The organism is Thermogemmatispora sp. (genome assembly GCF_019683755.1).
Taxonomy (GTDB): Bacteria; Chloroflexota; Ktedonobacteria; order Ktedonobacterales; family Ktedonobacteraceae; genus Thermogemmatispora.
The window spans coordinates 1-6,851 of sequence record NZ_JADGHT010000254.1 but is presented as its reverse complement, the minus strand read 5'-3'; the positions used below and the strand labels follow the sequence as shown (position 1 = coordinate 6,851).

Sequence of the window (6,851 nt, the reverse complement as noted above, 5' to 3'; positions counted from 1 at the left end):
CCGGGGCGCCCCAACGCCCCTCGACCGCCGACGCGGGGCCGTGTTTGCTGGTGCGGGGGATAGGGCGACCTCGGGCCGAGGGAGCGGTGACGATCAATGTTGGCAATGCTGGGGCGGTGCTGCGCCTGTTGCTCGGCGTCAGTGCCTGGCTGCCCCAGGTGACTTTTATCACTGATCAGCCGCAGTCGCTGGGACGCAGGCCCAATCGCGAGCTGCTGCAGGCGCTGGAGTCTTTGGGCGTGCGGGTTGAGGCTCAGGGGGCCGAGGGCTATCTACCGATTACGCTCTATGGAGGCCATCCACGTGGTGGGCAGGTGGCGGTCTCGGGCGCGCGCAGCTCTCAGTATGTGAGTGCCTTGCTCTTTCTGGCGCCTCTCCTCAGTGAGCCGCTGGTGATCGAAGTGGTCGAGGGCTTGACCTCTCAAGTGATGGTCGAGTTAACACTGAAGGTATTGCGTCAGGCGGGGATTGTGGTTGAGCATGATGCGGCTTTGCGTCGCTTCCGGGTGCCGGCGCCGCAGCGTTACCGTACCGGTACATATGTGGTGCCGGGTGATTACCCTTCCGCTGCGGCTCTCCTGGCGGCCTGTGCCGCTATGCCCGATCCTGCCAGTGAGCTGCGTCTGAGACGCTTGCCGGCTGGTGAAGAGGATGGCGAGGCCTTGCTGGCGGCTTTACTGGCTATGGGGTGTGATCTACGGCGAGAGGGCGAGACGCTGCTGATCCGCGGCGGGCGACGCCTGCATGCAGTAGAGATGGATGGCAGCCGGGCTATCGACTGCATTCCGGTGCTGGTAGCTCTGGCATGTTTTGCTGAGGGGCGTAGTGTCTTCTATAACGTGGCTAATTTGCACTATAAGGAGTCGGATCGCATTACTGATCTCTGCGCTGAGCTGGAGCGTGCAGGCTGTCACGTGAGACCATTGCCGGATGCGATTGTGGTCGAGGGACAGCCGGAGGGTGTTGAAGGGGGGGTCTCTGTCGATGGCCATAGCGACCATCGTTTACTGCAGGCCCTGACGATCGTGGGGATGCGTAGCCGCCGCGGCTTGGTCTTGACTGGGGTGGAGCATATCGCTAAGAGCTTTCCTCACTTTTTCTCTGAGTTACAGCGCCTGGGGGCAGTGGTCAGTCCTGCACTTTCGTGGTAAACTCTTGTCCAGGTCAACAACCTCTGGCTCATGCCAGGGACTTGCCTGCCGCCTCATCGGCCCGGGTTCCCGAGCTGGTTGACAGCAGCCCACTGCCTCACAGGACAGTATAGCACTGCGGCGATAGGAGGTGACCCGCCCCCATGCGGCGTGAGGCGAAGCCGTTGCTGAGCGAAAGGTCGACAGGTCAGTGCTTTTGGCCTCACGAGGGGAAGGCTCTCAAGAGAGAGGCTGCACAATGTCGATCCCCGATGGAGAGCAAACAAAAAGCGCCTTCCTCCCCTGAGTGTATCCAGGGGGTAAGAGTGTCACGTCTTGCTAGATGCTAGAAAGCGTTGTGTACCTGAGGTCTGCCTGAGTGTTCTAGCAGAGAAAGGACAGAGGGGTGTATCGATACAAAGGCTTTGATAGTGCCCAGTGCGGCGATAGCATCTCCGCCCTTGAGGCGGCCATCAATGCCTGGATGGAGGCCGAGCGCCCCCGCATTCGTCATGTCTGCCAGAGTGTGCTGAATAACCACATCCTGCTGAGCTTTGTCTATGAGGAGATGTCTGAGCTAGAGCAGCGCCTGCCCGCTCAGACTCAGACGCAGGTCGGGAGCGCTCGCTCTCGATTTCTGGATGAGGATTGCTCAGAGGGGCCTCCGACCAATCCTCAGTTGCCGGTCATCCCGCCGGTCGTCCACTGAGCAACTGCTCCCAGGGGCGAAGGGAGCGCCCTGCCTTCCTGGCAAGGCTTAAACTTGGTCTCCGCTGTTGCTTGGCTGCGCTGCTGTGATGGTGTGGGCAGCGCACAGATGGGGGAGTCTCTGTCTCTGCTGAAGTTGTGCTCTGTTGGCTTGCTTTCTCACCCTACTCCCTTGGGTCCTGCTTCTGGCTGCGGCCTGTTGGGATAGGACAACGCACTCAGTTGCTTCCATGTCCTCGTGCAGTCTCCTATTGCTTTTGGATGAGACTATCGGGATAAACAGAGGAAAGTGCTCATTGGCGAGTAAGCTGATGAGCGCAATCCAAGAGGTGCTATGAAGGAACCGTATCTTGTCTATGCAACAGCGCATGGCGAGGTCCGTGAAGAGCGCGAACTACGCGCGCTGGCGTTTGATGGAAGCCCGCTGCGGGCTGAAGAATTGATCCCCTTGCCTGATGGGGCGACGCTCTCGATGTTGCCTGGTCGGCTGCCTGTGGGTCTAGATGCGGCTGGAAGGCGTCGTACACTCCAGCGGCGGGGCGTGTGGGCCCTGGCGGCGCTGCTGCCGATTGGCTATACGCGCACCCATCTGCCGGCCTACAGCAAGGTGCCCGACAGCGGAGCCTTGCCGTTCTTTGGATATTGTGCCGTGGCTGGTCTCAGGGGACGCCTCTTTGTGGCAGCGCTGAAAACGGATGATCCGCGCAAGTGGCATCCTCGCGCTTTTCCGCGCCGAAAGCTGGAGCGTCTGGTACAGGAGAAGCTAGCTGCCTATCCACACAATCGGATCGTGAAGCAGCATGCTCATTGTGCCCTTGACTACTATTGTCCCACGGCCAGTAATCTCTTTTTTGGTCGCTGGGAGATGGCTATCGCGGTCTCTCCTGGCTGCAATGCCCGTTGTATTGGCTGTATCTCGAAACAGGAAGAGGAGCAGCTTATCTCACCTCAAGATCGCCTGACCTTTGTGCCGACGGTGGAGGAGATTGTGGAAGTGGCTGTCCCTCATCTCGAGCAAGCTGAGGAGGCTATTGTTAGCTTCGGTCAAGGATGCGAGGGTGAGCCGTTGCTCCAGTGGCGACGTATTGAGCAGGCCATTCGCGAAATTCGCCGGCGGACAGATCGCGGGGTCATTAATATCAATACCAATGCCAGCAATCCGCGCTGGCTGCAGCGCCTCTATGATGCCGGCCTGGATATGCTGCGCGCTAGCACTATCTCTGGACGCGAGGAGACCTATATGGCCTACTATCGTCCGATCGGGTACAGGTTGGCTGATGTGAAGGAATCCCTCAAGCGCGCGCGCGATGCCGGCGTCTACGCCTCGATTAACCTGCTCTGTTTCCCCGGCCTGATCGACCGCGAGCGTGAGGTAGAGGCCCTGCTGGCCTTCGCGCGTGAGACGGGCCTGCGCCTGATCCAGCTACGCAACCTGAACATCGATCCTGAAGTACTCTTACCGCGTCTCCCTTCTCTTGATACGCTTGGTAAGGCGCTCGGCATGCGCACCCTGATCGAGATTCTGCGCCGGGAGCTGCCCGAGGTTGAGATCGGCAATTTCTCGCGACCGGTGAAACGGCACACCAGCCAACCTGCTGAAACCAGCGTCTAGCTAGGGACAGCATCAGCTCGCGATCAGTCAGCCAGTCTATCTGGGGTCAGAGGTTCTCCCTCGCTGGGCCTACCGCGTTGAGTAGAGTGAGAGGATGACATGGGGCGGTAGCCGGCCTGGTAGAGGAGACTGCGCGCCGCGGCAGCAACTGGATCGACGCCCAGTTGCGCCAGGCAGTCGCGGGTAGCACAGCCCTCGGGTGTCCCTAGCTCGTGACCACGGTAGAAGCAGGGCATACATGGTAGATCGAGGCGCACGACGATAGCCTGGCGTCCTGGCACATCGCCTGTGTAGGGTCCCCAGGCCCGATGATTGGAGAGGCCGAAGATCGCGACTATGGGGGTGCCAGCAGCCGCTGCCAGATGCATGACTCCCGCATCATTTCCAATAAAGAGATCAACCTGTTCCAGCACTGCTGTGGTGACCTTAACGCTGCCTTTGCCCGCGAAGCTGCGTGCTGGCAGGCCCGAGCGCAGCAAACTCAGAATATGCTGATGTAGCTCGCGTTCCTCTGGTCCCCCCAGAAGGACCAGTTGACCGCCGACCTCGCGGTAAAGAGTGTCTGCCAGGGCGGCGAAGCGCTCGGGGGCCCAGCGGCGGGCGGTGCTATAGCTACCGCTGCCTGGGTGCATAGCGATAATCGGGCGCGTGAAAGGGTCGGGGGCTTCATCCATGTAGAGCAGGTAGCGGGCCTGCTCCCGTTCGGCCTCACTCAGCGGGACGGTCAGGCGCCGGTCGCTGGTGTGGGCGCCGACGGCTGCGGCGACGGCTAGATTGTAGTCGGCTTCGTGCATGGCCCCAAAGCCCTCATCTTTGACACGCACATTGAGAAACCAGCCGTGCCCATTGTCCAGACCGATGCGCCAACGCGCCCCTGTGGCGCGTACCAGTAGCTGGTGCTTCAGACGACCGAAGGGCAGGGTCAGATGGTGCAAGAGCAGTACGGCATCATAGTGGGCGCTTCGCAGCCGCCGCCAGAGCGGGTAAAGGTGTCTGAGTCGGAGAGGATTGGTTAGAAGCTGCTGCGGCGAATCGAACAGGTATTTGTCCAGAACAATGATGTCGTCAATGATCTCCCAGCCGGCCAGCAAGTCCGCGGAAGCTGGCGTCACCAGCAAGTCGATACGGGCCTGTGGATAGGTTTCACGCAGAGCGCGCAGCGCGGGCGTAGCCAATAAGAGGTCGCCGATGGAGGCCAGCTTGATCACCAGGAGTCGCGCCTCCGCTGGTAAGTGAACTGGTTCTTGCTGTTGATGTTGAGCTTGCTCTACCTGTGGCTGTGTAGAGAGCGAACGCTGCTGCTGTTGCTGTTGCACGGCTAAGCGGCCTCCTCTGCAAAGGTCGAAAGGCTAACTAACGGCTCTGATGAGACTGCTCTGGGTTAGCCGGAGCAGGTGAACGTTCAAGCACAGAGTAGGTTGAGGAGGTGCCTGCCGATAATCGCTCCTCAAGACGACGTAATGCGAGCGCTAGCACCTGCTCTGGTGTGACGTCCTTCATACACTGAACCGTATGGAAGCGGCAGTCGGCAGGGCTGCGAGCATCGTAGCATGGGCTGCACCAGATGCCGCTGCGCACGATGGTGGCCTGCGGACTAATTGGCCCGCTAAGCGCTGGATCGGTCGGGCCGTGGATGGCGATCAGCGGTGCCCCGGTAGCTGCTGCGATATGCATCGGTCCACTATCACCGCTGATGACCAGGTCGGCCATCTCCATCAGCGCGGCTAACTGGGGCAGACTAGTCTGCCCAGCCAGGTTGAGAACCGGCGTAGAGCGCTCCAGGCGCTGGAGTACCGCCGTAATGAGCGGGAGGTCGCCACTGGCTCCCGTCAGAACCAGGCGCGCTTGAACCTCCCGAGCCAGGCCTGTCAATAAACGTGCCCAGTAGGGGATGGGCCAGCGCTTGGCGTAGCCGTTGTGTGAGGCGATGTGGCAGACTACTAATGGCCGCACGGGCGAGGTTGCTGACTGGGTCTGCTCTTCAGCCCCATTGGCAGGGTCTAGTCGCTTGAGCAGGCTTGCGATCTCTAGGCGCGCTTGGGGGTCGATAGAGAGGCGTGGCCAGCGATCCTCTGGTCTCACACTGACGCCTGCTGCCCGTGCTAGCTCCAGGCAATAGTCGACCTCGTGCCGACGATCACCGCGCTGCCAGTGACGACCTGGGACCGGATCGGTCATAAAGCCTGCATAGCTCTCGCCGGCGAAACCCACGCGTCGCCTGGCGCCGCTCAACAAAGCGAGAAGTGCGGCCCAGGGGCCAAAGACACTCACAGCCAGATCATAGCGGCGGGCTCGCAGCCGACGGAGCAGAATGAAGGCCTCACGCCAGTTCCGACCTCGGACAAGCGCTCTGGGCCGGCGCCAGATATTGGGATCGTAGGTGATGATCTGGGCCAGATCTGGATCGGCGCTGGCGATCGGAGCTGTCGAAGGCATTGCCAGCAGGTCAATCTCTGCCTCTGGATAAGTTCGCTTGAGAGCATGGACCAGTGTCAGCGAGAGGACCAGATCGCCGATCAGGTCCAGGCGAATGACCAGGATACGCCGCGGCTTGAAGTGTTGTGGATTGAGAGGCTCATAGCGTCGCGCCAGCCGTGCGCAGCGCAGCAGCAGACCGTAGCTGCTCAATACCAGGTAGATCGCCGTCAACAGTGTGCGCTTGCTGATCTGGATGAGCAGCTTGCGGAGGCGGCGCCGGGCAGGCGGGCGAAGCGGATAGCCATAGTCATCGAGTTCTTCTCTTGCTGCCATAGCTCTTAGGTGCCATCCTTATTCTACAACATATGTGCCGGCAGGAGCTGCTCTACTGCCGCAAGGACGCGCTCCTCTGGAATCAGACGTACGCAGGGATGCAGGGGCAGATCCTGGGGGGCAATGTCGAGACGCCCGCAAGGAATCCTGGGGCAAGAGGGGCAGGGCTTGCTGGCCAGGATAACCACATGGCGCCTGTGATCGCCCCAAGGGCCGAAGATAGCAGGATCGGCTGGCCCATAGAGAGCTACAGTCGGCGTTCTTTGGGAGACGGCCAGATGCAGAGGGCCACTATCGACCCCAAGCACCAGCCGTGCACGGCGTAGAACAGCAGCCAATTCGCCGACGCTGAGGGCGGAGAGCACAACGGGCGGGGCCTCGCTGGTCGTGAGCTGCTGACGGACCAGCGTCGCGATCGTTTCAAGAAGAAAGCGCTCCTGTGAGGTGCCCGTTAAGACGAGGCGCAGGCCGTAGCGACGCTGCAAGGTTACGGCACACCTGGCCCAGCCCTCGGGACGCCAGAGTTTGACAACGGCCCCACTGCCCGGATGAATGACGGCGAAAGGCTGCTCAGTCAGACCGGCCTCAGCGAGCAGGGCGGTGGCATGCTCCGCCTCTTGGGCTGTTGGGGCAAAAAGCAAGGGATACTG

At 60.9% G+C, this 6,851-nt stretch carries 6 protein-coding genes; 3 read left to right on the top strand and 3 right to left on the bottom strand.

The features are described from left to right. The 3 genes from aroA to IRZ24_RS14860 all read left to right on the top strand — a co-directional run. On the top strand, positions 1-1,151 hold a 1,151-nt coding region (aroA, locus tag IRZ24_RS14870; RefSeq protein WP_297165596.1), incomplete at its 5' end, for a 3-phosphoshikimate 1-carboxyvinyltransferase. Positions 1,152-1,536: 385 nt separating this feature from the next. Then, positions 1,537-1,839 (top strand): hypothetical protein, encoded by a 303-nt coding sequence (locus tag IRZ24_RS14865; protein ID WP_297165594.1) that lies wholly within the window; start codon positions 1,537-1,539, stop codon positions 1,837-1,839. Positions 1,840-2,172: 333 nt separating this feature from the next. Further along, entirely contained in the window at positions 2,173-3,450 is a 1,278-nt protein-coding gene (locus tag IRZ24_RS14860) for a radical SAM protein (protein WP_297165593.1), read from the top strand. Positions 3,451-3,473: 23 nt separating this feature from the next. Here the strand turns inward: IRZ24_RS14860 and IRZ24_RS14855 are convergent, their stop codons facing one another. From IRZ24_RS14855 to IRZ24_RS14845, 3 genes are all read right to left on the bottom strand, one after another. Next, positions 3,474-4,766 carry a glycosyltransferase family 9 protein gene (locus IRZ24_RS14855; protein ID WP_297165591.1) on the bottom strand — a complete coding sequence of 431 codons (1,293 nt, stop codon included), beginning with the start codon at positions 4,764-4,766 and terminating at the stop codon, positions 3,474-3,476. A gap of 37 nt (positions 4,767-4,803) precedes the next feature. Next, positions 4,804-6,201 (bottom strand): lipopolysaccharide heptosyltransferase II, encoded by a 1,398-nt coding sequence (waaF, locus tag IRZ24_RS14850; protein WP_297165589.1) that lies wholly within the window; start codon positions 6,199-6,201, stop codon positions 4,804-4,806. A 23-nt stretch (positions 6,202-6,224) separates the two neighbouring features. Then, on the bottom strand, positions 6,225-6,851 hold a 627-nt coding region (locus tag IRZ24_RS14845; protein WP_297165587.1), incomplete at its 5' end, for a glycosyltransferase family 9 protein.

Bases quoted from the DNA above. Each gene is read 5' to 3' on its own strand.
- IRZ24_RS14860 (WP_297165593.1), top strand. From the start codon at position 2,173: ATGAAGGAACCGTATCTTGTCTATGCAACAGCGCATGGCGAGGTCCGT.
- waaF (WP_297165589.1), bottom strand. From the start codon at position 6,201: ATGGCAGCAAGAGAAGAACTCGATGACTATGGCTATCCGCTTCGCCCG.